General features: G+C 63.8%; 1 protein-coding gene. It reads left to right on the top strand.

Annotated elements, in window-relative coordinates; translation table 11 throughout:
- Nucleotides 1-71 precede the first annotated feature (71 nt).
- Nucleotides 72-1300, top strand: a protein-coding gene (locus AO501_RS15300) for an IS3 family transposase (protein WP_419775677.1) whose coding sequence is annotated in 2 segments (ribosomal slippage) — nucleotides 72-384 and nucleotides 384-1300 — 1230 coding nt in all. Because the reading frame shifts where the segments join, the coding sequence is not laid out codon by codon here.
- The last annotated feature ends 36 nt before the right edge of the window (nucleotides 1301-1336 follow it).

Below are 1336 nucleotides of genomic sequence, written 5' to 3'. Positions count from 1 at the left end.
GGGGCCTGACCCCAGGTGTTGGACACGCTGAATCCCGCAAGATTGGCGGGGGAAGCGAGATGATCGACACGATGGCAAGGAAAAATTATCCCGACGAGCTCAAGCGGGACGCGGTGGCGCTGTACCGAGACACTGAGGGTGCGACGATCACCCAGATCGCCGACGAACTCGGCATCAGCGGGGTGACGCTGTCGGCCTGGTGCAAGGCTGCTGGCGTGGCGATTCGGCACCGCAACCCGACTACCGGTGCCGCACCAGTGTCGGGCGCGGAAACTCCTGACCAGGAGCTGGCCCGGCTACGCGCCGAAGTAGGGCAGCTACGTGCGGACAAGACCCGATTGTCCACCGAGCGCGACATTCTGCGGTCGGTCGCCAAATATTTCGCCGGGGAGACGAACTGGTGAGCCGCTTCCAGTTCGTCGCCGACCACCTCGACACCTACCCGGTGAAGTGGCTGTGCGCGATCGTCGAGATCGCGCGTTCCTCGTTCTACGCCTGGCTTGCTGGTGCTGATGGCCGCGCCGGCCGCGAAGCGGCTGACCAGGCACTGGCCGCACGGATCCGCACCGTCCATGAGGTGGACAACACCTACGGGGCGCCGCGGATCACCGCCGAACTCAACGACGGCGTGCCCGAGGAGCAGCGGGTCAACCACAAACGGGTGGCACGGGTGATGCGGGCGGCCAAGATCGCCGGCTACCGACGCCGCCGCCGGGTGAAGACCACAACGCCGGATCCGGCAAACCAGAAGGTCCCAGACCTGCTCAACCGGGATTTCACCGCACCGGTACCCAACGACAAGTACGTCGGGGACATCACCTATCTGCCCTTGGCGACGGGATCGAATCTGTATCTCGCGACGGTGATCGATTGCTTCTCCGGACGGGCCGCCGGCTGGGCGATCGCTGAGCACATGCGCACCGAACTCGTCGAAGACGCCCTCAAAGCCGCTGCCGCGCTACGCGGCTCGCTGACTGGTGCGATATTCCACACAGATCACGGAAGTCAGTACACCTCAAGGGATTTCGCTATCCTCTGCGGTGATCTGGGCGTCACTCAGTCTATGGGTGGAGTCGGGTCAAGTGCCGACAACGCACTCGCCGAGTCGTTCAACGCCTGCCTCAAACGCGAGATCCTGCAGGACCGAAGCCAATGGCCCGACGCTACGACCTGCCGTCGCGAAGTTTTTCGCTGGCTGTCCCGTTACAACCTGAAACGGAGGCACTCCCGCTGCGCCTATTCCAGCCCGGCCAGCTACGAAAAGAATCACACAACCACTACGCTGCCCGAAGCTGCGTAACACAAATCCCGTGTCCACCATCCGGGGTCAAGGCCC

Origin of the sequence: Mycobacterium gordonae, from assembly GCF_001417955.2 — a bacterium.
GTDB classification, from domain to species: Bacteria; Actinomycetota; Actinomycetes; order Mycobacteriales; family Mycobacteriaceae; genus Mycobacterium; species Mycobacterium gordonae_B.
Note: the sequence above shows the minus strand (reverse complement) of the source record. Positions and strands in the feature narration are given on the sequence as shown.